The sequence below is a fragment of the Flavitalea plasmicola genome, assembly GCF_030546645.1.
Lineage (GTDB): Bacteria > Bacteroidota > Bacteroidia > Chitinophagales > Chitinophagaceae > Puia.
In genome coordinates this window covers 1,069,969-1,093,217 of sequence record NZ_JAUOTO010000002.1, presented here as the reverse complement: position 1 = coordinate 1,093,217, position 23,249 = coordinate 1,069,969, and the positions used below count along the sequence as shown (strand labels likewise).

Here is a 23,249-nt window from a genome sequence, read left to right as displayed (position 1 = left end):
ATATGGTGATCCTGGATGGAAAATTAGGGGGGAAGCCCTTCCAGGTTGACTGTATTTAGCAGTTGACAGGAATGGTTGAGCGGTTGACGCGGGTGCCTAAACGGTTTTCGATCATAGCTGCAACCTTCTTTTCAGGACACCTGTTTTGTTGTCCTGTCCTTTATATCCGGAGAAGGGCGGCGCCATGCTTTCTACTGCCTTCAGCAAAGCCATCTTATCGTCGGCCTGTAATTCGTCGATGTCATAGAAATAAGTGCGGATAGTATACATAAATGCATTACAGGAAAGGATACCGACAATGACCTGACGTTCCACACGCAGATATATTTTGCTATTATTATCTTCGACGCTCCTGCTCTGCCAATCGGTGAGGAGGGCACCCGGAGGCGGCATGGGATGATGGTTCAGGCGTTCGTCTGTCGATATATCCCAGGCAAATCTGATGAACGGGCCTTTCTCCATGGCGGGAAGAACCAAATGCAGGGCGGCGAAAGGCTTTCCGATCTTTTCCGCAGCCGACCAGTGGTTCGGCGCCGACAGGTGAATGGCGGCGAGCCAGTCTCTTTCATTTTCAACCTGACATATCGCAATATCTTCCTGTACCTGGCTGGCTAATGCGTCAAAAAGGGAAATATAGGACCTGTGCTCAATGGCCATCCAGTCATTCTTCCATTCCAGGGTTCCGCCTGTAATCTTATTATGAAAGATAAAATGCCCTTTCTGCTCAGTCAATACAAAATCCGCTGAGTACTCTTTCACGAGCTGTCCGGCCAGCAGCTTATTCACGGCTGTAAGTGTACCAGGATAGAGGTCCTTTTCCAGGTAATATTTGCCGATGGACTCTTTACGGCACTCAAATTTATTGTTAAGATAGGTATGATATTGATAATCCAGCTGGAAGACGGCCTGGTCAGCAGGATTGGCATTGGACATTGAAACAAAACCGGGTGCGGTGGAATATTGCCCGTCAAGAAAAGGTAAGTACTTCATATAGATGGGATAATATACAAAAAATTACTCCGCGGAAAAAATGAAGTTTTCTTGCCTGCGGCGTAACTTTAAGAGACAAAAGACCTTTTTTATGGCCAAGTCATTACTTCTGGTGTTTTGCTGCGCCTTTCTCACCCAAGGACTTTGGGCACAGACGCCCCGGCGGGATACGGCCATCCCTCAAAAATTAGAATTTAAGAAAGCTGGCCCGGGCCGGGCGGCTCACCCGGCTTACTTTACAAAAAAGGCGTCTTTCGGGGACACTGATACCTCCCGGAGCCTGATGTATATGAGGTCAGGCAAACGGGACTCTGTCCAGCTTGGACTGCCGGCGAGAAAAAATAAGAAAATAGATTTTCAGATCAAGGCTACCCAACGGGAGCCGCTCTTCCGAAGGCAATAGGCGGGTGAACGTAGACCTTACACGGGATGTTGATGCTTTTGGACCTAAATTACTTAGTAACGCTAAGGGAAACACTTATTTTTCAAATTACTCCTGTAAATTTTCAATTCCATGAGGTTGTATCACTAGCTTTTACGTTCTTGATGTAACAGGCCCGAGAAACTTTTCCTAAGCGTTGCATTCCCGTTCAATCAGGAAAAAGGTTATGCGTGAAACAACACTACCAGCTGTAAGGAATAACTTTAGAACACCATCGTTCAATAAGAGTGGATCTAAGTTACTCTGTTTGGCAGCCCTGTCGCTAATGTCGCTTACCAGTATAAAAGCGCAACACGAGACGGACTACAAGGTACATGCCAATATTATTTACCGGTTCACAAAATATATTGACTGGCCTGCTGATAAAAAATCAGGGGATTTTATTATTGGGATAGTCGGGGATTCGCCACTGTATGATGAACTAAAAAGCTTAAGCGTCAGTAAAACGGTCGGTAGCCAGAAAATAGTGGTCGTTAAGATGTCTCCTTCGGCGAATGCATATAGCTGTCATATGCTTTTTATCAGCGATGAAGAGAGTGCCAGCATAAAAAGAATTGCGGCCCTTACTGCAGGGACCGCGATCTTAATTATTTCGGAATCCGACGGCCTTGCCCGTAAGGGGTCGTGTATCAATTTTATTACCGTGGACGAGCGCCTTAAACTGGAGATTAATAAGGGCAATGTTGAACAAAGGAATTTGCGTATCGCATCGGAACTCCTTGAATTGGGAATAATCATAAAATAGAATGCATACCTCATGCGAAGACCATAGAATGCCATGAAAACGAATATCACCATCAGGAAAAGAATATACTGGAGCTTTTTTCTCCTGGTATCCTTATTCGTAATTAATGGCGCCATCACCATTGCTATCATAAACAGCAATAAAAAGTCATCTGCTATCCTTTCCAAAGTAATTGATCCCTCTCTTCAGGCTATGGATGATTTTAAGAAAATGATGCTTGAATCAAAAATGTATGCTACCAATTGGGTGTTTTTGAGATATAAGCAGGAGGATAAGGAGCTGCTGAAAATGATCCACAATTCTGACTATGGAGAATTAAAGAAAAGGATGAATGGTTATGCCAGGCAATGGACAAACAAAAACTGGGTTGACAGCTTGAACAGGGTGTATGCGGGATTCGACCAGCTACTGGATATCGAGAAGGGCATCATGATCTCGTTAAAAGAGTTTTCGGATTATGACGATCCCGTGACCAAACTGGAGGCGGAACGAAAAATTGAAGAGGAAGTCCTTCCAAGGACCACTGCCTTGATGAACGCTTTAAGCAATATTTACTCCTATGAGCAGGAAATAAGAAATCAGGTTAACAGCAGAGTAGAGCGTTCTTCCTGGCTGCTGACGAATATCATTCTTGCAAAATCCATTGCCATCATTTTTGCCGGGATCTTCCTTTCCATGTATCTGGCCAGGGTGATCATCCGGCCTATCAATAAACTGAAGATCATCATAAATGACCTTGGCAAGGGAATTACCCGGAAAATTGAAGATGTAACCAGCAGAGATGAGATGGGAGAAATGGTCCGCAGTGTCAATAATCTATCCGAGAAACTGATGGGGACGGCAACTTTCGCGCATGAAGTGGGGATGAGAAACTTTAATATACCCTTTCGGCCGCTCGGTGATGAGGATACTTTGGGCAAGGCTCTTATTTCCATGCGGGATAATCTGAGGACCAGCGAAATGGAGCTGCTGCAAAGCTCAGCCGATCTTAACAAGAAAGAGCGGCTTCTGCAGGCAGTTGGTTCGGCGACCCACGAGCTCATTAGTAACAATGATTTTGAAACTGCTATTGGCAACGCCATCAAATTATTGGGTTTGCAAATGGGAGTCGATCGGGTGGAGACCTATTGTAATTATTCAGATAGCCTTAAGAATAGTATTTACAGCAGCCAGCTGGCCGGCTGGAATAATCTCACCAATGAAGTGGAATTTCATTCTCCGGCATTTCAGGAGCTGCCTTTTCATTCGATGACTGATATAGAACAAACGTTGCTGAAGAATAAAGTTTTCTACAGCGTCGTATCTGATTTGAAAGATCATTATGCAAAAGAATGGCTGGCAGGAAGGGAGGTGAAATCCGTAACCATTATTCCTGTATTTGCGGCGGATAAATTATGGGGGTTTGTTTGTATCCAGGACTGCAAGACAGAACGCGAGTGGACCCTTGCCGAACTGTCTGTGCTCGAGTCTTTTTCCGGCACATTAGGCTCGGCCATCGATCGTATCAGGATAGAGAAGCAAAGGAACAATGCAGAGGCCGCCAGCATCGCTAAAAGCGAATTTATGGCCAATATGAGCCACGAATTACGCACTCCCATGAACGGGATCATCGGGTTTACGGAGCTTGTATTAACAAGCGATCTTAAAAAGGTACAAAGGGAATATCTGCAGAATGTAAATAAGTCCGCGTATAACCTGTTGACCATCATCAATGACATACTCGATTTCTCCAAGCTTGAGGCTGGAAAGCTCATCATAGACAATACTACCTTTAAGCTCGATGAACTGATAGAAGACACCATCGATATCCTGTCTATTAAAGCCCAGGAGAAAAACCTGGAGCTGGTGTGCAATATTGATCCCCGCCTGCCTTGCCAATTCTTCGGTGACCAGGTGCGGATAAGGCAGATATTGGTCAACCTCATCGGCAATGCTATTAAATTCACCGCTGAAGGGGAAGTCTTCGTAACGGTGGAGCAGGAAGCTGCTGTTTATGAAAAGAACCACCGGAAATGTATGGATATTGCCATGTCGGTACGGGACACTGGGATTGGCATCGCCCCTGAAAAAATAGATGCAATATTTGAAAGCTTTACCCAGGCCGACTCATCCACCACCCGGAAATTTGGTGGTTCCGGGCTGGGGCTTACTATTTCGAAAAGCCTGGCGGAATTAATGGGTGGAACGCTGAAGGCAGAGAGCGAATATGGCAAGGGCAGCATCTTTACGCTTAGGCTTACCCTGGAGATCGCCGATGAGCATCCCCGCATTGAATTTCCTGCAAAAGGATCGTTGCGAAATGTATTGGTAATAGATGACAATGTGACCAATTGTAAGCTGATGGAGGGGATATTCGGCTACCTGGAGATCCCCTGTAAAAGTTGTCATAGTGGGGCAGAAGCATTGCAGGTTATTGAGAAGTCCATTAAGGACAGCCGACCCTTTGATCTTATTATCACTGACAACCAGATGCCCGAAATGGACGGTATTACATTGGCGCGGAAGATCGACCAATTGATCGGAGGGCATGCCCAGCCTTTCGTGCTTATGCTCTCGTCCCTGGAAAGGACCGTTTTCCAGCAGAAGGCGGAAATCATCGGCATCAATAAATTCCTTTCCAAACCCGTAAAGTTGGGCGATCTGATGACCCTGTTGTCCCAGCATTTTGGAAGAGTGAATTTGAATAAGGACCAGTTTGTCAATATGCCGACCACCGGCAAAGTATTTCAAAAAAGCAAGATACTGGTGGCGGAGGACAACCCGATGAATATGTTACTCATTTCCGAAGTGCTGGGTAATATGGGACTCGAGGTGATCAGGGCCAACAATGGAGAGGAGGCTATTGCCATGCTGAAGCTGTACGATCCTGAAATGATCTTCATGGATGTCAATATGCCGGTGATGGATGGGTATACGGCGACGAAGAACATCCGTCTTTTACCCCAGCCATATTGTAGTATTCCTGTAATTGCCCTGACAGCTGACGCCATGGAAGAGGATAAAGAGCGGTGTATGGAAGTTGGAATGAACGACTTCATATCCAAGCCATTTCGGCTGAAGGAGATAGAGGAGATCATGAATAGTTATTTGCGAAAAATATAGACATTTACTTATTGCTACCTGTTCCAAAGTTTTAATTTATGAACAAACGAGCCGCTTTGTTTGGCTCCTTCCATACAACGGGGCTACCTTGGACTATCAAAAGCAATTAGCGCCCTGCCTGTTTGCAATTGAGGTTGAACAATCCCACAATCCGTATTAATCCGCCCCTGAGCTTCATTACATCTTTCGACATTAGCCCTAGTTCATCAATTATCGAAAACTGCCGGCATTTACAGGGCGCTGCATGCTATTACTCTGATTGAAATAGTATTAAGCATACGGCATGAAAAAGAATGCGATTGTTGAGGTCATTTCCGCCCTGTTGGTTTTCTTATTTATTTACGCCGCCGTGAGTAAACTGCTGGATTTCAATAAATTCAGGTACCAGTTGGGTCAATCTCCTTTTATCACCGGATTTTCGGGGTGGGTGGCCTGGGCTATCCCATCGGGTGAAATAATAGTTGCTGTCCTCCTGGTCATCAGGCGTACAAGGATTACTGGCCTTTACCTGTCCTTTTTCCTGATGCTGCTTTTTACAGGGTATATATTTATCATGCTGAAATATAGTTCATACCTGCCGTGTTCATGCGGAGGAGTATTGTCCGGCATGTCATGGAAACAGCACTTTGTATTCAACCTGGTGTTCACCGGGTTATCATTATCGGGTATTTTAATACAGAATATACATTCACAAAAAAAACAACTAGTAGTATGAAAAAGTCAATTTCGGTGGTCGCAATCGCTGCCTTGCTTGCCGTGGGAACCGCATTTACAACGAAGTCTCAGACGGGGGGTTGGTGGAATGTCTATAATCCTATAGCAGGAAAAACTCCAGGTATTTACTTTGGGACGGCGGATCAGATCAAAGGTATATGGTGTCCTGGCGACAATAATGTGATATGCGCGTATTTGATAAGCAATACCAGCGTGGTGATCAAGAAGCCTTAATAATCTCCAGCTTTATTATATGAAAAGCTACCAGTATCTGCTAATAATTGTCTTGTCGGCTTTTGTTATCATCCTGGTAGTTTTTCATTTTGGCGATATTCCCAATAGACATAATAACGGGTTTGTAAGAAATTACTTTCCCAGTGCAATTTCCAAGGTGCAGGAGGCAGGCTTTCAGGACGTATTGTATGACATTGTCGGATCTACGGCTCGGTGTATCTATGTTACAACGGCAACACCCGGGGAGATCCTTGAAGTCAGCAGGAACCAGCATGATGGCACAAAGAGAATTAAGATCCCATTTTTTGCGAGGTTTTATGACAGCTTACAATTGGGCAGCCTCGCAGTCAAAATTGACTCTCCCTATGTTTATCTTTTTGCGGAAAATAAGCCGGCAATTGCGAAAACTACATTTGACTCCACCTTATTTGAGGTAAGAATTCTTCCACCGGGGCCATTTACTCGCGAAGCCATGGTAAGCAACGATTGTTTTATATTGAGAAAGATCGAACCCAGGCTGACCGACCAGGTATTTGTTCGTTATGATCTTAACACGGGCCTATTGAAAAAAGAAGATGGCATTTCTCAAATATATGGTGATGGCGGCGTCGTTTCGGACGGCCAATTACACTTCGATGCGGCAACGGGGAAACTATATTATATCTATTTTTATAAGAATTCAATTTTATCTTTTGACACCTCGCTTCATTTTTTGGCAAGATATTCCTCAATAGACACAACCAGCTCGTTTCATATCAGTACGGCGATCGTTAATAACAGCGGGACCGCGGCCTATACAAATGTTACTCCCGCAAATATGATCAACAGAGTAAATGATGTTCATAATGGACTTCTGTTTAATATGTCCACATTAAAGGCGGATAATGAAACCGATGATTTTTTTTCCGACCATTCAATTCTTGACATAATTGATTTGAAAAACGGGCGGTACCTGGGGAGTATTTATTTTCCCGCTCCCAATGGAAGTAAACCATCCAAGATTATGATTGCGGAGAATAAGTTGATTGCCCTGTATACCCATAGTCTAATCATCTACGATCTGCACTTGCATCCAGACCGGCAGGATCAGTAGCCTTTATTTTGCGTGAGAAATGGATTCGCGCTTCTTTGGGCCTGTGGGATGGGCCATAGGGCGGCGGTAGATCGCCAGGTTGACGGCTTGAGTGCCCCGAGGACCAGATCAATTTTATTGGTGCGCCGCAGATCGAGCCACCGGTGGCCAAATTCCGCAAATAATTCGATCCTTCTTTCCTGCTGCAGGGCTGCCGTCGCCAAATCCGCGGTCATCGATGTCGATAGGGGGGGCAGGCCGGCTCTATCACGAATAATGTTCAAATCCTGGATAGCCCCTGTGATCTTGCCTTGCTGTATCCTGGCTTCAGCCCTTATTAGATACTGTTCCGCCAGGCGAAATACAATATGGTACTCGCTTGCCGGACTTCCTCCCGGAATTCTGTATTTATAGGGGTAGTAATATAACTCACCCCCGATGTCCATATTGCCCGTCCAGTGGGTGATTCTCTTGTCTCCGGGCTCAAAGGCGTTAACAAAGTCATTGGTCAGCGGATAAATTGGGATCTGGGTCGGCGACCCGGGAATGAAGAGTGCTGCTTCCTGCGTATTGGAATACGGGTTCACCGGCATCAATTGCCATATCGTCTCGTTGCTGCCGTTCCCGAAGACACCCTCATCAATGGCGGTCATGGTATACACCCCGGAGTTAATGACAGAAGAAGCCTGCGATTCAGCCTCCGCCCATTTAGCCGTAAATAAGTAGGCCCTGGACAGCAGGGAAGTTGCTGTCCAGAGGTTGGGACGTACTCTTTGTTCAGTTGGATAGCTGGATCTTAGCAGCGTCTGCGCGTACAGCAGATCTGAGATCATCTGTTGATAGACCCTGGAGGAAGGAGTCCTGCGCATAGTATCGGCGATCCTGTAGTCTGTCGAGGTCACCAATGGTACATCACCAAAGAGGTTGACCAGGTAAAAATAACAAAATGCCCGGCTAAACAGGGCTTCCCCCAATAATTGGTTTTTCGTCCCGGGAGACAATCCCCTGGAGTTTTGAATGCCCTGCATGCAGGAGTTCGCCTCATATACATTTGAATAAATACCCCAGACGGCGGCGGAATATTGATTGTTCGGCATGTAGGTGTTGGTGAAGAAATCCAGGAAACCCTGATCACTTGAGGTAGATGAGAGCTCATCCGAACTCAAGCCTGGAAGAATGGTGAGGTAGGCGCTGATCGGGGAAGAAAATTCCATATCGCTGTACATGCCAATGACCGCCGCGGTGGCGGTCTTATCATCCGTGAACACGCTGTTGATGTCCAACTGATTAGTTGGTGAAGGCACTTCCACGAACTTTTTACAGGAAGGCAACGCAGCCATCAGCAGAAATAAACAAGCGCTGTTGAAATATGATCCTGGTCTCATCTGCAAGAATTAAAAGGTGATTTGAATACCAGCGGTAAATACTTTTAATGGAGGTAAGATAGATGTGCTCTTAATTTCCGGGTCTCCACCCTTATACTTCGTCCATGTGACAACGTTCTGCGCCTCCAGGTAAAATCTGATCAATTCAGACTTGATCCGGCTGCTCCATTTCATGGGAAAACTATAGGATAATGCCGCATTTTTCAATCGCACGAAAGATGCATCGCTGACTGCGCCATCCGAAGCGGAACTATAATAATAATAGATGGCAGATCCCAACCCTGAAGTGGTATAAAGTTGGGTATTGGTGATATCTCCCGGCTTCCTCCAGCGGTTTAACACCGAAGTGGCCTGGTTGGCCATGCTGCCAGGAGTGGTATTATTGTAAGCGTAATTAAATCCCGCCTGCTTTACAAATTGGAATAGCATGCTTAAGCTGAACCCTTTATATTGAAGCCGGTGGCTAAGTCCTCCATAGAATGATGGCGCCAGGTCCTTGACTACGGTGTAGTCGTCCGGATAAACGGGTGTCGAAGTATTACCTCCGTTCTTATCTGCAAACTGAAAAAGCCCCGTCTGGGGATCAACGCCTGTCGTGTGGACCAACTTCACAATGTTTAAGGGCTTGCCGATCTCGTATTTCCCGGCGTAGGCGGAAGAAGAAAGATTGGGGAAGTCCAACAATTTATTACGTGCAATGGTTAAATTAAATGAGGCGTCCCAGCTAAATCTCTTGGTTTTAACAATGACTGCGTTCAACTGATACTCCCAGCCTGTATTTTGCACAAGGGCCGGGAAATTTCGGATGACCCCGTTAAAACCTGTCTGGATGGGCAGCGTAAAGTTGATGAGCTGGTTTGAACTGCGGTTATTATAATAACTGACCATTGCAACAATTTTGTCAGCCAGAAAGCCAAGCTCAAGCCCAAGCTCTGATTTCCGATTGGTTTCCCAGCTGTAATCCGGATTGTATAATTGAGTGGGGACCAGGCCTGTTTGATTCTGGTAGGGGAACACAAATGAACTATAGGTATTGAGATACTTGTAATCACCTATTTGATCATTACCTGTTACGCCAACGCTTCCTCGTAGTTTTCCATATTTTAGCGCCGGAAGAATGCTTTTTATAAATGGTTCTTTTGAAAAGATCCATGCTGCCCCGATGGCGCCGAAATTCGCAAATTGCCTGTTCGGCCCAAACCGTGATGATCCGTCTCTTCTCCCTGTGAGGTTCAATAAATACTTGTCGCTCCAGTCGAAATTGATCCTTCCGAACACGGCCTGGTAATGATATAATGTGCTGTTGTTCGTCACAGAAACGCTTCCGGCGGCTGAAGGCGATTCAAGGAGGGCATCGCTGCTGAAATTACTGGCGTATGCAATGCTGCCATTGGTTTTTTCCTGTTGAAAGCTGGATCCAATGAGCACTTCCAGTTTGCCTTTCCCCCATGCATTCTGGTAGTCCACCTGAGGTTCGATGATCCAGCTCTTAAAATTGTTATTGCTGTATTGCGCAAATCCTGTAAAATTAAATGCAGGGTTCAACGATGCTCCCGGAAAAATAAACACCTGCTGCAGCTGGATACTGCTGTAACCCAGATTTGTTTTCAGGCTTAGCCCCGGGGCTAGCTGATATCGCAATACCAGGTTACTCATCAGGTTATCAGCAGTGGCAGTCGACTTTTGCAGCAGGGATGCCAGCGGGTTGGAATAACCGGCGCCCCCTTCGCTCCAATTCAACTTGCCGGTGGAATCATACAAGGCCGGCGCATTGGGAGGCAGTCTTATGAAACCTGTCAGGTCCTGACCTAACAAATTGTTCTTGTCATTGCTGTAGCTGGCCGTAAGAACCACTTTAATTTTATTGTCAAGGGAATTATGGGTAAGATTAAAATGCACAGATCCTCTGCTATCCGCAAATTTGCCGGGAAAAACAGTGGTTTCCCTGTGGAAGCCCGAACCCAGGAGGAATTGGGTCTGGGTATTACCTCCGGATAGGGAGGCCTGCGCATCGGTGGTTATCGCCGTACCGCCTGTCAACAATTTCTTCCAATCGGTATAACGGGACGTATCCCAGGCGACCAGATCTGGCGCGCCGTACACGTCGGGATTGATGTTGTCATTACTGAAGGCTTCCCGGCGCATCTGAATATATTGCTGCGTATTTAAAAGCTTTATCATCTTGGTGGCCTTTCCGCCTCCCGTATAGACGTTCAAATCCAACTTCGTTTTGCCGATTTTTCCTTTTTTGGTGGTGATCAGGACAACGCCATTGGCGCCTCTGGAGCCATAGATGGCCGTCGCATCTGCATCTTTCAGGACTTCGATGCTTTCAATATCCTCCGGATTAATATTATTGAACGGGCTTTGAGAACCATTAGCGGAAATAACTCCAAGAGATATGCTTTTGTTTGTAAAAGGAACGCCGTCGATCAAAAAAAAGGGGTCGTTGCCACTTAAGATCGAATTCTGGCCCCGGACCTGGACTGTAAAACCTGCGCCAGGCAAACCATTGGACTGCGTTACATTTAATCCAGGAGCGCGCCCGGCCAGCGCCGCCAGGGGATTGCCGACAGGCTGTTCTTCTATTTCCGCCGCTTTTATGATGCTGACATTGCCTGTGTTCAGCTTTTGCGTGGTGGTATAATATCCTTTATTTACTACTACGGTGTTTAGCAACGAAGCCAGATTCAGCTCCAACACAATGGTCAGGTTGCGGGTTGTACCTATTATGATCTGCCGGTCCTCATATCCCGCATTCGCAACGATCAGGGTCTGGCCCTCCTCCGCCTGAATAGTAAACTTCCCTTTGGCGCCTGCAACAGTAGATTTAGCCGTTTCTTTCACCGTCACAGTCGCCCCGGACAGAGCTTTGCCATTCTCATCCACCACCTGTCCACGGACATCACCAGTTACTGAGGGTATATTTCCGGAGCCAGTCCGGATCTCTGTTTTTTGAGCAAAAGCAACAACGCTGATCTGCAAACATGCTGCGATAGCTAAGGCAAGAGTGGGTTTCATAAGCAACAAGTCAAAATGTCATTTTCAAAATTGAAAAATGTACAATTGGTGTTGCGAGGGGTTGTTGAGGAGTCTGAATAAAGGCTGGGCACACATGCCCATTGGTGTAATATATGTATTTTTCTTCAGATGAAAAACTAAAAAATCACCGGGGAACCGGAGTCCGGCAAGTATAATGAGACCTATGTAGGAATGAGGTCACTTGCATTGAATGTCAACAACGAGGCTCTTGACATCTGGATCGTGATCCTTTTGTCGTGCATAAAATTCCTGACGAGCTGATCGCCGTTGAGGACACTGAAGAGGTCTTTGCCCATTGCGGGAACAGCCATGCTGTTCTCCACTTTTCCATTCAGGATCTCCAGATCAAAAGAAAAGTTGACGTTCTTCCTGTTATCGATGGATTGCAGCTCCATTTTACTCAGCGTGATCTTCTGCTCCTCATTTACCGCTTTTTTCAGCATGATCCTGAAAGCCGGTAAATATTTCGTCCAAAGCGTCAAAAACTTTCCATCAGTCATAATAATCAGAGTTAATATATTTCTACAATGGTACGCCTAATTCGGGTCAAAGCGGCCAAAAATGCACAATTTGTGCTAAAACGCTGAAATGTCGCCTGGCAGCCGGCGGTCAAAGTGCTTTTTTAATGCATTTGTTCTGAGCCTGTTATACAACGAGCAACCGGACAAAAAATTGAATGACGGAGCATTTTTATAGGAGCCTCCACCTGATCAGGGAGAAAATGTGGGAAGCGATCGTTTTCCCGGGAACTGTGGCGGATCCATCTCAAAAAAATGGGGTCAAAGCCTGTTTTTTAAAATGCTGATAATCAGTGTATTGAAAAATTAATTAATATTTTTTCGCCGTTAATGGATTTATTAACCCCCTGATTAATGCCTTCCCGCTTATTTCGTGTAATACGCTTAACGAAATACTGCTGTATGAAAAATTTACCTCCCGGTGCATCCCAATGGCCATTTTACAGGCGACGATCTCTTTTCCATTTCTGTTTTCCCGAATGCTATTAAATTTTATTTGAGATGAATGCATGGTATTGTATGCGTGCCATAATCGTCATGATTATAGGCTTACCCTCTGTCGTGTCTGCACAACAAGGCGGCGTGAGATATATAGACCCGAGGATCGGGAATGTGGGCCAATTGCTGGAACCTACCCGCCCGCTGGCGCATCTTCCCAACCAGATGATACGTATGGCGCCTGACCGAAAGGATTATTTTGACGATCAGATCACCTCTTTTCCGCTGAGCATCGTTTCCCATCGATTGGGGCAGGTGTTCTCTCTGAAGCCATCTGTAAAAGGGGCGGGGCCGGCCAACTGGGAGGGGCGTATGACCTGGGACCATGACCTGGAGGTGAATAAACCCTGGTATTATTCTACTTACCTGATCGATGACGGGATAACGGTGGAGTTTGCGCCTGGCAAAAAAGCGGGCTTTTTCAGATTCCGTTTCCCCGCATCGGGGGAGCCGGCATTGCTGCTGGGTGTGTACAACGACGGTCCGGCGCAATGGAAGTTCCTCTCCGGCTCGGAGGTCAGTGGTATGGAGACATACCATGGAGATATCAAGGTATATATGTATGGTAAGTTTAGCCGCAATGCCAGGCAGGGGTTGGAGGGGAACAGGGCATGGATCAGTTTTCCAAAGGCCGTGGGCCTGGTGGAGTTCAGGTATGCCGTCAGCTATATCGGCGTGGATGAGGCGAAGCGGCATTTTGAAGAGGAACTGGCCAACAGGGATTTTCAGTCCCTGGCGGAGGAGGGCAAGCGTACCTGGGAGGGGGTGATGGATAGGGTGAAGGTGGAAGGGGGGACTGAGGCACAAAAGAGAAGTTTCTATACGGCGCTGTACAGGTGCAGTGAGCGGATGGTGAATATTACGGAGGACGGGTCTTATTACAGCGGCTTTGATACGCAGGTGCATAAGGACAGCCGTCCTTTTTATACGGATGATTGGGTTTGGGACACTTACCTGGCGCTGCACCCGTTGCGTATGATATTGAACCCAGCGCAGGAAGAGGACATGTTGCAATCCTATGTCCGTATGTATGAGCAGAGTGGCTGGATGCCGACCTTTCCTGTCTTGTTTGGAGATCATGCGTGTATGAATGGATTTCATTCCTCCATTGTTTTTTTGGACGCCTATCGCAAGGGGCTGAAGCATTTCGACATCATGAAAGCATTCGAAGGGATGAAGAAGAACTCGACGGAGGCGACCCTGCTCCCCTGGCGGAATGGTGAAAAAACGGCATTGGATAATTTCTATCATACGGCGGGTTATTTCCCGGCTTTGCACAAGGATGAGAAAGAAACAGAGGGCAAGGTGCATGAATTCGAAAGAAGGCAGGCGGTGGCGATCACACTTGGCGCCAGCTATGATGACTGGGCGGTGAGCCAGCTGGCAAAAGACCTGGGAAGAAAGGATGATGAGACGTTGTTTGGGGAAAAGGCAAAGAATTACAGACATCTCTGGAATCCCGCGAAGCAAATGTTCTTCCCCAAAGATGATAAAGGAAACTGGATCGACATAGACCCAAAATTCGATGGCGGCGCCGGCGGCCGCGATTATTACGACGAGAACAACGGGTATACCTATCTATGGCAGGTGCAGCAGGATATTCCGGCACTTATCGACCTGATGGGAGGGAAAGCCGGCACCGAAAAGAAGCTGGATCAATTGTTTCGGGAAGGACTGGACAGATCGAAGCCCGAATTCTGGAGCAAGTTCCCGGATGCGACGGGATTGGTGGGACAATTCTGCATGGGGAATGAGCCCAGCTTTCACATACCCTATCTATATAACTATACCGATGCTCCCTGGAAAACGCAGCAGCGGATCCGTTTCCTGTTAGACGCCTGGTTCAAGGATAATATTTTTGGGATCCCGGGAGACGAGGACGGAGGGGGGATGAGCGCGTTTGTCGTGTTTTCCTCCATGGGGTTTTATCCCGTGACGCCCGGGCTGCCAGTGTATACCATCGGAAGCCCCCTGTTCAGCAAAGTGACCATCCATCTTACCAACGGGAAACAATTTTCGCTCACGGCACACAATTGCTCTGTCCTCAATAAATATATCCAGCGTGCGACGATGAATGGGGTCGAACTGAGAACGCCCTGGTTTACCCATGAACAGCTGATGAACGGAGGACGCCTGGTGCTTGAAATGGGACCTAAGCCGAACAAAAAACTATTTGTAATTCCTAAAATCTAACATAACAAATGCTATGAGATCAAAATTAACGAGACGCTTGCTTATGCTGCTTTTTATCCTCCCCATCTGGGCAGCTGCACAGCAAAGAACGATCAAGGGGCGAGTGCTGGACGCCAAGGACAATAGTCCATTAGCCGGGGTGACGGTGGCCTCGGGCACAGGTGCGGGAAGGGCGGCCGCTACTACCAATGATAAAGGAGAGTTCACCCTCTCTGTGGGCGTAGATGTAAAGGAGCTGACCTTTTCCTATGTAGGTTATAAAGACGTAGTAGAGAAGATCACGGGCAGGGGACAGGTGAATGTCACCATGAACATCGGTGGAAAGGACATGGGTGAAGTGATCGTGGTGGGTTACGGCACGCAGAAAAAGGTTACGCTGACGGGCTCGGTGGTGCAGCTGAAAAGCAGCGAGATCGTCGTAACGAAGAATGAGAATGTCGTAAACATGCTGACGGGTAAGGTGCCCGGCCTGCGTATGGTGCAAAGGACGGCAGAGCCCGGGGCCTATGAGAACAGCTTTGACATCCGGAGCTTTGGTAGCGCACCGCTCATTGTCATTGACGGGGTGCCCAGGGGCGGCATCGAACGGATGGACCCCAATGAGATAGAAAGCATCTCCGTTCTGAAGGACGGATCCGCTGCAGTATATGGGGTCAGGGGGTCCAACGGCGTTGTCCTGGTCACCACCAAAAAGGGAAGCAACAGGAACGGCAAGTTCGACTTCAATTATTCTGTCAACCAGGGGTGGCAGCAATTCCTTGGTATGCCGAAAGGCGTAGGCGCCGTGGACTATATGATGCTGACCAATGAAAAGGTGAAACGGGATTTTGCCGGTAATTTTATCTCCAATGCTCCTCCCGCCTATACGTACGAAAACATAAAACCCTGGCTGGACGGGACCTTTGTCGGCGCCGACTGGATCGGCAGCTCCTTCAATACCATGGCGCCGCAGGTGCAGCACAATCTCAACATCTCGGGAGGCAGCGACAAGGTTGGCCTTTTCTTTAGCCTGGGATACATGAAACAAGGAGGGGTATTGAAATCCAATGACCTGGACTACGACCGTTGGAATGTCCGGAGCAATGTGAATGTAAAGATCACGGATAGGCTAAGGGCCCAGGTATTGGTAGCAGGATACCTGGATCAAAAGAACCAGCCTTTCCAGGACTTGTGGACCATCTTCAAATATGCCTGGAACCAGATCCCCATCAACCAGATCTATGCCAATAACAATCATGACTATTTGAATGTGATGCCGGATAATGCCAATCCGGTGGCCATCACGGATGCTTCGAAGGTTGGGTTTAAAAAAGCAACGGGGAAGAATCTGCAAAGCCAGCTGAACCTTGAATACGATATTCCTGGCGTTAAAGGGCTGAAAGCGAAGGGCATGTTCAATTATGGATATAATGTCAGCGATAATACGGCATACAGGAAACTGTACAACCTGTATGCATACGATCCGACGACGGATGTCTATAATCCATCCCTGGTCAACGGGGTGAATGGGAAGGGTACGCTCAACCGTACGTATGGCACCAATACGTCCACGCTCAGCCAGCTGTCGCTGAATTATGCGAATACCTTTTTCAGGGACCATAATGTAAGTGCGCTGGTGTTGTATGAGCAGAGTCATTCGAAGGACGATAACATCTTTGCGCAGCGCTATGTACTGTTGCCGGTGGATTATCTCTTTGGGGGTGAGAGCACGGACCAGCAGGGCGGAACGAACCTCAATGGTGTCAATGAGATCGCTACCCGCGCGATCATCGGAAGGTTGAACTATGACTACAAGGGGAAATATTTGGCGGAGTTCAGCTTCCGGCGGGACGGATCCAATAAGTTCAAGCCCGGCCCCAGCCAGTGGGGATTCTTTCCTGCCTATTCCATTGGTTGGAGAGCCAGCGAAGAAACTTTCTTCAGGAACCTGGTTTCGCCCAGCCTGGTCAGCAACCTGAAACTAAGAGCTTCTTACGGCATCATGGGTGATGATGGGAACACCGCCTTCCAATACATACCGGGATATTCTTATCCGTCGGTGGATCCCGCAGACAACAAGCCTTTGGGCTATATGTTCAACGGACAATTTGTAAACGGGGCCATCAGCCGCGGTCTTGTAAATAATGACCTGACATGGTATACGGCTTATATGACGAATATAGGCGTGGACTTCACTGCTTTCAAGGGGAAGATCGATGGTACTTTCGAAGTGTTCAGAAGGGACAGGAAGGGTATCCTGGCGCACAGGCTGGGTGATCTGCCGGGAACAGCCGGTGTCACACTGCCTTTTGAGAACCTGAACCAGGACAGATCGGAGGGATGGGAGCTGAGCCTTACGCACAAGAACAGGATCGGCGACCTGGGGATCTCGGTCACGGGGAATTTGTCCTACTCTCGTCTGATCAACCGGTTTGTCACAGAGAATCCCCAGGGCAACGCTTATCAACAATGGAGGAACGGACAGTCCGGGCGATACACCAATATCTGGTGGGGTGTGGACTATGGGGGACAATTCACCAGCTATGACCAGATCTATAATTATGGCGTCAATACGGGTGGCGGAAATAATGGGGTCTTGCCGGGTGATTACTATATGCAGGATTGGAACCATGACGGTGTGATCAATGGAGATGACTATCATCCCATCGCCACGTATGATCTCCCGTTGATGAATTTCGGGTTCAATATCAACCTGGCATATAAAGGATTTGACCTGACGGCGCTTTTTGCAGGAGCCACCGGTTTCTGGACGGAATATGCCGAGCAATATGGACAGCCGCTCATGTATGGCAGGAGCGCGCTTTCGAAATTCCTGGACAGCTGGCACACGGTCAACCCGGATGACAATGTGTATGATCCGAATACGCAATGGGTCAGTGGAAAATATCCGTCGATGGGATACAACTATGATCAGATCAACAACAGCACCAAAGGGGTACTGGATGCGACCTATGTTAGACTGAAAACACTGGAGCTGGGGTACTCTTTACCTCGTGTCATCCTGAGCAAGGTAGGCGTGAAGAATTGCAGGGTCTATGTCAACAGCTACAATCTCTTCACGATCACGGGACTGGAAGGTGTAGATCCAGAACACCCCGGTCAGCTGCCAAACGGAGACTTCAACTTCGGATTAGGCGGTTATAAATACCCCCTGAACAGAACCTTTAATGTGGGAGCAAATGTTTCCTTCTAAACTTTTGAACATGCGACATATGAAAAAAATATTTTCGATTGCAATAATAGGTCTTGTCTTCCTCACCTCCTGTCAAAAGCTGGATATAAAGCCGCCCAATGTACTGAGCGATGACCAGATCTTTGCGAACTCGGCGGGCATCGATGCCTACCTTGCGCAGGTATACCGAAAACTGCCTATTGAAGACTTTACTTACCGGCCGGCGGGCAGGGACGGCAATGGTTTTAATATCCATCATGAATGGGAGCATTTCTACCATGCCGGCGGCGCTTGCGGCGAGATGGTAGGTCCTTATGGCGGAATGGACATCGGTGGCGGATTTGGCTACTGGCCTTATGCGGATATCCGGGACGTGAACTATTTCATGGAAACGCTGCCGAAATATGCCAGGAATTTTGCGGGTAACACCGTGAATGAGCTCATCGGAGAGGCGCATTTCCTCCGGGCATTCTATTACTTTGCGCTGGCCAAGCGATACGGCGGTATTCCCATCATCAGGAACGTTCAGAACTATCCACAGCTGTCGATCGAGGAGCTGCGGGTGCCCCGTAATAAGGAAGAGGACGTGTGGAATTTCATCGGAGATGACCTGGATTCGGCGTATAATGGAATGCCGGAGACTAGCGTTTCCGGAAGAGCGAATAAGTATGTGGCGGCAGCCCTGAAATCCCGCGCCATGGTATATGCAGGCAGCATTGCCAAATATGGTTCCGTGAATTTTGTGGATGGGGATGCCCGTGCGCAGGGATTCGTAGGTATTGCTGCCGACAAGGCAGCCGGCTTCTATCAGAAGGCCGTCGATGCGGCCAAGCTGCTGGATGGACATTACACATTGTACAGGAAGAATGCGAACAAGCTTACCAACTATACGGACCTTTTCCTGGATGTCACCAGTCCCGAGAATATCCTGACGCGGGACTTTTATGCCGGGGAGCCTGAAAGGATGCATTCCTGGGATGCGACAATGTCCCCCAACAGCGGGATGAACTATATGACGGGCGATGGCCTGTCCAGGTGCTATCCTACCTTGGAAACAGTAGAACGTTTTGGTGTCCTGGATGTCACGAACCCCGACGGGACGCCGCGGCGCTACAACAGCCTGGCCGATCTCTGGCAGGGCCAAAACCTGGAACCACGCATGCTGGCCACCGTTTATTTCCCCGGTGAGTCATTACGTGGAAAACTATTCGATATTCGCAGAGGGATCTATCCCACTTTCAGCGGCACAGCTGCGGCCGAGGTAGTAAAGACCACCCGCACGTTCCTGCCTTCCGGAGATCATACCACGACGTATCCGGGAGATGCCTCATTGGTCATCATCGGTAATGCTGGAATGTATCCTTCTTCGGGCAGCGATGACAATACCCGTACGGGCTTCTATGTACGTAAGTACATCAATTACAAGGAGACCGATATCAAGAAAATAGGGCTTTTTTCCAGCACTACGCACTGGATAGAGCTGCGTTATGCCGAGGTTTTGCTCAACAGGGCGGAAGCCGATATTGAAACCAACCAGCTGGATGACGCGCTGCTCTGTCTCAATGACATCAGGGACAGGGCGGGAGCCCCCGCATTGACATTGGCGGATATGACCCCCGATGTGGTTCGTAATGAAAGGTGCAAAGAGCTGGCGTTTGAAAATCACTATTGGTGGGATATCAAAAGATGGAGGATCGCGGATGCCCTGCTGAACAATGCCCGTTTTAAAGCCCTCATGCCCTATTTTATTTATGATGAGAAGAAGTACATCTTCTTAAAAGAACCCGAAAGCTTTCAGCGGAATTACAATTTCGACAAGAAATTCTATTACGAGCCGATCCCCGGCGGGGAGCTGTCGAAGAATCCTAATCTCTATCCCAACAATCCAAATTACTAGTTTAAAAAAACTGTGAGATATGAAGCTACAAATCACCACGATCTTTCTGGGGGTATCGATGCTGATCGCCGGAGGTTCCTGCATAAAAAAAGACAATTATCCCGGTCCGAATGCTTCCCTTGAAGGGAGCTTTTTCCTGGACGGTACATCCTCCAAGACAACCGTGCAGACATGTACGGGTAATTTCAGCGTAAGGCTTGAACAATTGAACTGGAGCTCGACGCCGACCCCACAGGACATCCCTGCCAAATATGACGGTACCTACCAGAATACGGAGCTTTTCAGCGGACATTACCGTGTCTCGTTGAAAGGAGGCGCTTTCTGGCCCGTCGCGCCGACAGAGATCGACATCAACAAGGGGGCAAAGCTGGATTTCCAGCTGACGCCATATCTGCTGTTGTCCAATTTTACGGCCACGATGGTAGACAGCACCACACTGTCACTACAGTTTAATATGGAAGCGCCGATCGACGGAGGCATCCCAACCATCATCGAGATGCAGCCTTATGTGAACACGACCAGGATCGTGGGGCCAGGCGCCTCTATTTTTGACTTCTCCGACGCAAACAAGAAACCCATCAACAAAGAATGGGCGGATATGACCGCGGGAGACAAGGCGCCGGAGATCATTGTTAAAAACCTGATCAGGGGACGTACTTTCTATGTAAGGGTGGGAGTAAGGTTCAATAATGACGACAAGAGCTCCAATCTTTCTGAGGTCATCAAGATCGACGTTCCAAAATAATTCATACCAAACATGAAGTTCAGTAAACTTATTATTTTCCTGCTTGCCTCCATGCATGTGTCGATGGCCTGTTCAAAGCAGAAGCAAGAGGGCGGACCGGTGGATCCCCCTTCAAAGGACTATGTATATGATACAACAGGGTTATTGTATAAATCCTATACTAACCTCGTGATGGCGGGCTACCAGGGATGGTTCGCCGCAGCGGGAGACCAGTCGCAGCGGGGATGGTATCATTACCAGGGCCCGGGCGGGTTCTTTCCCGGTAATACCAATGTGGATCTCTGGCCCGACATTACAGAGTATACAAAACGGTACGTATCGCCATTCAAATTCGCTGACGGTTCCGACGCATTCCTGTACAGCCCTTATGATGAGGAAAGCGTAGATCTGCATTTTAAATGGATGAAGGATTATGCCATTGACGGCGTGCATATGCAACGTTTTGTGGGTGAGATAAAATCTTCAAATGCCGCGGGGAAAAGGCATTTCAACCAGGTGCTGACCAATGCCCTGAAAGCCGCAAAAAAATACGGCCGGGCCATCAGCGTAATGTATGATCTCAGCGGATGCTCCAGCGCGGATGTCGCTTATCTGGAACAGGACTGGAAAGAATTGCAGACGCTCTTTAAGCTGTCGGACAACAAGGCTAATCCTACTTACCTGTACCACAATGGTCGCCCGCTGGTGACTATCTGGGGGGTGGGCTTTAATGACGGGCGGAAATACACCATCGACGATGTCAGCAGGCTGGTGGACAAGCTGAAGGGATCGGATAACCGATATGCCGTCATGCTGGGCGTGCCCTATTATTGGAGGACGCTGGGGGCCGACACGGAGAAATCGCCGGCGTTGCTGGACCTCATCAAAAAATGCGATATCGTTATGCCCTGGGCAGTGGGTAGGTTCGACAGTAAGTCCTATAACCCGGCAAACGTATACAATGATCTCCAATGGTGCAAAGCGAATAAGGTCACCTACGTTCCACTGGTATTTCCGGGATTCAGCTGGGGCAATATGCATAAGGATCCTACCATCTATAACGCCATCCCACGTTTGAAGGGAGACTTTCTCTGGCAACAGATCTCGGGAGCAAAGGATGCAGGTGCCCAGGCCCTTTATGTAGCCATGTTCGATGAGATCGATGAAGGCACGGCCATCTTTAAAACGATGCTGGAGAAGGATGTACCCCTGAATGGCGACGGAGGACTGAAATTCATCGGTATTGAAAATGATCTGACCACGGACTATTACCTCTGGCTGACAGGGCAGGGAGCAAAATGGTTCCATGGTACGCCGGGATACGGAAGGATAAGACCGGCGCGATAATTTATAAAATTTTAAAAGTAAAGAAAATGCAAATAATAAGATCGATGGCGATGGGCGCCGCCCTGGTTGGGCTGATCATCGCCGGCTGTAACAAGGAAAAGTTCCCTTCCAGGGACACCAGTAAATTAAAACCGACGCCTCCTCCACCGCCGCCACCTGTGGATCCGACGTTGGTGGTATTCGATGCGGCGGATAAATTAACCGACTGGGAGGTCGTAGGCGGGGGAGTGGAAGAAAAAGCAGGTCCTAAAGAAGGGGCGGCCTATTTAAAATCCGTCATACACACCGGCGACGACTATATGCACTTCATAAAACGCCGGCCGACAGCTGTCGATCCCAAACTATCGGTGGAAGACGGGCAATTCGTTTTCTGGTTCTATGTTTCCAGCGTCACGGACCTCAAGCTGGACGGACAGATCGAGCTTTCCAGCTCCGGTAAATCGGATGATCATGAGTATTCCTGGAATCTGGCCGATTATATTCCCAGCCTGAAGGTCGGTTGGAATGAAATGAAACTGAATTTCAGCACTGCCGCTAAGTCCGGTGACGGCGGCCCGGATATTCATGCTTTCAACTTCTTCCGGATCTACTTCTGGACAAATGACAAGACGTCGCATGGAGATGTGACGGTGGGTGTGGACGATCTGAAGTTCCATGCCCGGACAAAGATCTCTGCATCTTTCAATACCTGTGATGTCATCGACAATTGGGAGACGGCGGGCAATGTCGGCGCCATCGACAAGTCGTCCAAGAAAGAAGGCGTGGGCTCGCTAAAAGCGCCGATCGCGGATGGAGGAGATTTTCAGCAGTTTATATTCAGAAGTCCTTCAGCTGTTAATCCCGGACTGACGATGGACAATGGACAGCTGCATTTCTGGTTTTTTGTCAGCGATCCTACCCAACTGAAGGTGGATGGGCAGATCGAGCTGACCAGCTCCGGAAAGTCGGACGATCATGAATTGGACTGGAACCTGGGTGATCTGATACCCAACCTGAAGGCCGGTTGGAACGAAATGAAATTGAATTTCAGTGATGCCGGCAAGACGGCGGATGGGGGTGCCGATATCACGGCGCTGAATTACTTCAAAGTGTATTTATGGACGAGCAGCAAGACGCATCCCGAAGTGGTATTGGCCCTGGATGATCTTAGGCTGACGGAGAAATAAAAAATAAT

General features: G+C 48.1%; 16 protein-coding genes. 12 read left to right on the top strand and 4 right to left on the bottom strand.

Translation table 11 applies throughout. The features are described 5' to 3' along the window. Nucleotides 1-111: 111 nt before the first annotated feature. Nucleotides 112-990, bottom strand: a complete 879-nt coding sequence (locus tag Q4E93_RS09615; protein ID WP_303584663.1) for a heme-dependent oxidative N-demethylase subunit alpha family protein — start codon at nucleotides 988-990, stop codon at nucleotides 112-114. A gap of 91 nt (nucleotides 991-1,081) precedes the next feature. Between Q4E93_RS09615 and Q4E93_RS09610 the strand changes: the two genes are divergently transcribed. The 6 genes from Q4E93_RS09610 to Q4E93_RS09585 all read left to right on the top strand — a co-directional run bounded on the left by Q4E93_RS09610 (nucleotide 1,082) and on the right by Q4E93_RS09585 (nucleotide 7,320). Next, nucleotides 1,082-1,393: a hypothetical protein gene (locus tag Q4E93_RS09610; protein WP_303584661.1), complete on the top strand. Its 312-nt coding sequence runs from the start codon at nucleotides 1,082-1,084 to the stop codon at nucleotides 1,391-1,393. Between the two features lie 205 nt (nucleotides 1,394-1,598). Further along, the gene (locus Q4E93_RS09605) at nucleotides 1,599-2,177 is read left to right on the top strand and encodes a YfiR family protein (RefSeq protein WP_303584659.1); all 579 of its coding nucleotides are present in this window, start codon (nucleotides 1,599-1,601) and stop codon (nucleotides 2,175-2,177) included. 33 nt (nucleotides 2,178-2,210) lie between these two features. Continuing rightward, nucleotides 2,211-5,279 carry a response regulator gene (locus Q4E93_RS09600; RefSeq protein WP_303584657.1) on the top strand — a complete coding sequence of 1,023 codons (3,069 nt, stop codon included), beginning with the start codon at nucleotides 2,211-2,213 and terminating at the stop codon, nucleotides 5,277-5,279. Nucleotides 5,280-5,562: 283 nt separating this feature from the next. Then, nucleotides 5,563-5,994 carry a MauE/DoxX family redox-associated membrane protein gene (locus Q4E93_RS09595; protein WP_303584656.1) on the top strand — a complete coding sequence of 144 codons (432 nt, stop codon included), beginning with the start codon at nucleotides 5,563-5,565 and terminating at the stop codon, nucleotides 5,992-5,994. Next, complete coding sequence (locus tag Q4E93_RS09590; protein WP_303584654.1) at nucleotides 5,991-6,227, top strand: hypothetical protein; 237 nt, start codon at nucleotides 5,991-5,993, stop codon at nucleotides 6,225-6,227. Before Q4E93_RS09595 ends, Q4E93_RS09590 begins: the two co-directional genes overlap by 4 nt. 19 nt (nucleotides 6,228-6,246) lie before the next feature. Beyond that, nucleotides 6,247-7,320: a hypothetical protein gene (locus Q4E93_RS09585; RefSeq protein ID WP_303584652.1), complete on the top strand. Its 1,074-nt coding sequence runs from the start codon at nucleotides 6,247-6,249 to the stop codon at nucleotides 7,318-7,320. On the opposite strand, the gene Q4E93_RS09580 is transcribed toward Q4E93_RS09585, so the two are convergent. The 3 genes from Q4E93_RS09580 to Q4E93_RS09570 all read right to left on the bottom strand — a co-directional run bounded on the left by Q4E93_RS09580 (nucleotide 7,314) and on the right by Q4E93_RS09570 (nucleotide 12,226). Continuing rightward, entirely contained in the window at nucleotides 7,314-8,684 is a 1,371-nt protein-coding gene (locus tag Q4E93_RS09580; RefSeq protein ID WP_303584651.1) for a RagB/SusD family nutrient uptake outer membrane protein, read from the bottom strand. The two genes, Q4E93_RS09585 and Q4E93_RS09580, sit on opposite strands and share 7 nt — an antisense overlap. Before the next feature lie 9 nt (nucleotides 8,685-8,693). Next, nucleotides 8,694-11,705, bottom strand: a complete 3,012-nt coding sequence (locus Q4E93_RS09575; RefSeq protein WP_303584649.1) for a SusC/RagA family TonB-linked outer membrane protein — start codon at nucleotides 11,703-11,705, stop codon at nucleotides 8,694-8,696. Nucleotides 11,706-11,887: 182 nt separating this feature from the next. Then, nucleotides 11,888-12,226, bottom strand: coding sequence for a hypothetical protein (locus tag Q4E93_RS09570; protein ID WP_303584647.1), 339 nt, complete (start codon nucleotides 12,224-12,226; stop codon nucleotides 11,888-11,890). 519 nt (nucleotides 12,227-12,745) lie between these two features. Between Q4E93_RS09570 and Q4E93_RS09565 the strand changes: the two genes are divergently transcribed. The 6 genes from Q4E93_RS09565 to Q4E93_RS09540 are packed head-to-tail and all read left to right on the top strand — an operon-like array spanning nucleotide 12,746 to nucleotide 23,241. Next, on the top strand, nucleotides 12,746-14,935 hold the full coding sequence (locus Q4E93_RS09565; RefSeq protein ID WP_368501863.1) for a GH92 family glycosyl hydrolase: 2,190 nt from the start codon (nucleotides 12,746-12,748) through the stop codon (nucleotides 14,933-14,935). 13 nt (nucleotides 14,936-14,948) lie between these two features. Further along, on the top strand, nucleotides 14,949-18,128 hold the full coding sequence (locus Q4E93_RS09560) for a SusC/RagA family TonB-linked outer membrane protein (protein WP_303584643.1): 3,180 nt from the start codon (nucleotides 14,949-14,951) through the stop codon (nucleotides 18,126-18,128). 19 nt (nucleotides 18,129-18,147) lie between these two features. Beyond that, entirely contained in the window at nucleotides 18,148-20,004 is a 1,857-nt protein-coding gene (locus Q4E93_RS09555; RefSeq protein WP_303584641.1) for a RagB/SusD family nutrient uptake outer membrane protein, read from the top strand. A gap of 19 nt (nucleotides 20,005-20,023) precedes the next feature. Then, complete coding sequence (locus tag Q4E93_RS09550; RefSeq protein WP_303584639.1) at nucleotides 20,024-20,749, top strand: DUF3823 domain-containing protein; 726 nt, start codon at nucleotides 20,024-20,026, stop codon at nucleotides 20,747-20,749. Nucleotides 20,750-20,761: 12 nt separating this feature from the next. After that, nucleotides 20,762-22,075: a glycoside hydrolase family 99 protein gene (locus tag Q4E93_RS09545; protein WP_303584637.1), complete on the top strand. Its 1,314-nt coding sequence runs from the start codon at nucleotides 20,762-20,764 to the stop codon at nucleotides 22,073-22,075. A 26-nt stretch (nucleotides 22,076-22,101) separates the two neighbouring features. Beyond that, complete coding sequence (locus Q4E93_RS09540) at nucleotides 22,102-23,241, top strand: hypothetical protein (protein WP_303584635.1); 1,140 nt, start codon at nucleotides 22,102-22,104, stop codon at nucleotides 23,239-23,241. The last annotated feature ends 8 nt before the right edge of the window (nucleotides 23,242-23,249 follow it).

What these genes read in the sequence shown, in the direction of transcription:
- Q4E93_RS09540 (WP_303584635.1), top strand. Translation starts at nt 22,102, where the DNA reads ATGCAAATAATAAGATCGATGGCGATGGGCGCCGCCCTGGTTGGGCTG.
- Q4E93_RS09605 (WP_303584659.1), top strand. Translation starts at nt 1,599, where the DNA reads ATGCGTGAAACAACACTACCAGCTGTAAGGAATAACTTTAGAACACCA.
- Q4E93_RS09615 (WP_303584663.1), bottom strand. Translation starts at nt 990, where the DNA reads ATGAAGTACTTACCTTTTCTTGACGGGCAATATTCCACCGCACCCGGT.
- Q4E93_RS09555 (WP_303584641.1), top strand. Translation starts at nt 18,148, where the DNA reads ATGAAAAAAATATTTTCGATTGCAATAATAGGTCTTGTCTTCCTCACC.
- Q4E93_RS09565 (WP_368501863.1), top strand. Translation starts at nt 12,746, where the DNA reads ATGAATGCATGGTATTGTATGCGTGCCATAATCGTCATGATTATAGGC.
- Q4E93_RS09590 (WP_303584654.1), top strand. Translation starts at nt 5,991, where the DNA reads ATGAAAAAGTCAATTTCGGTGGTCGCAATCGCTGCCTTGCTTGCCGTG.
- Q4E93_RS09545 (WP_303584637.1), top strand. Translation starts at nt 20,762, where the DNA reads ATGAAGTTCAGTAAACTTATTATTTTCCTGCTTGCCTCCATGCATGTG.
- Q4E93_RS09560 (WP_303584643.1), top strand. Translation starts at nt 14,949, where the DNA reads ATGAGATCAAAATTAACGAGACGCTTGCTTATGCTGCTTTTTATCCTC.
- Q4E93_RS09585 (WP_303584652.1), top strand. Translation starts at nt 6,247, where the DNA reads ATGAAAAGCTACCAGTATCTGCTAATAATTGTCTTGTCGGCTTTTGTT.
- Q4E93_RS09570 (WP_303584647.1), bottom strand. Translation starts at nt 12,226, where the DNA reads ATGACTGATGGAAAGTTTTTGACGCTTTGGACGAAATATTTACCGGCT.
- Q4E93_RS09595 (WP_303584656.1), top strand. Translation starts at nt 5,563, where the DNA reads ATGAAAAAGAATGCGATTGTTGAGGTCATTTCCGCCCTGTTGGTTTTC.
- Q4E93_RS09575 (WP_303584649.1), bottom strand. Translation starts at nt 11,705, where the DNA reads ATGAAACCCACTCTTGCCTTAGCTATCGCAGCATGTTTGCAGATCAGC.
- Q4E93_RS09600 (WP_303584657.1), top strand. Translation starts at nt 2,211, where the DNA reads ATGAAAACGAATATCACCATCAGGAAAAGAATATACTGGAGCTTTTTT.
- Q4E93_RS09610 (WP_303584661.1), top strand. Translation starts at nt 1,082, where the DNA reads ATGGCCAAGTCATTACTTCTGGTGTTTTGCTGCGCCTTTCTCACCCAA.
- Q4E93_RS09550 (WP_303584639.1), top strand. Translation starts at nt 20,024, where the DNA reads ATGAAGCTACAAATCACCACGATCTTTCTGGGGGTATCGATGCTGATC.
- Q4E93_RS09580 (WP_303584651.1), bottom strand. Translation starts at nt 8,684, where the DNA reads ATGAGACCAGGATCATATTTCAACAGCGCTTGTTTATTTCTGCTGATG.